The organism is Flavihumibacter cheonanensis (genome assembly GCF_022352215.1).
GTDB classification, from domain to species: Bacteria; Bacteroidota; Bacteroidia; order Chitinophagales; family Chitinophagaceae; genus Flavihumibacter; species Flavihumibacter cheonanensis.
Genome location: NZ_JAKRWF010000062.1, coordinates 1 through 291, shown reverse-complemented (window position 1 = coordinate 291; position 291 = coordinate 1). Strand labels below are relative to the sequence as shown.

The window sequence follows — 291 nt, the reverse complement described above, 5'->3', positions numbered from 1 at the left end:
CCCTCGTAGCGGATAAACGGGGCCAGCAGGGTGTCGAAGTTGGCGAAGGCTTGAGCGCCGGCCGCCTCCCCCTGCAGGGTGTAGAAGAAGTTGACCGCCTGGCCGAGGGCGGTGCGGAAACGCCTGGGCGGCGCGCTCTGAACTTTGCCGTAGGCGCCGCAGAACCCCTTGAGGAGCAGATCCTTGAGATCCCAACCGCAGCAGTAGACCGAGAGCATGCCGAGATCGTGAAGGTGAAAATCACCCTCGCGGTGGGCGTTGGCCACGTAGTCGGGATAGATCTTGTTGAGC

Annotated in this window: 1 protein-coding gene; it reads right to left on the bottom strand. The window is 63.2% G+C overall.

The genetic code is table 11. The features are described 5' to 3' along the window. A partial coding sequence (nrdD, locus tag MD536_RS21135; RefSeq protein WP_239603777.1) for an anaerobic ribonucleoside-triphosphate reductase occupies positions 1–291 on the bottom strand: 291 nt, incomplete at both ends.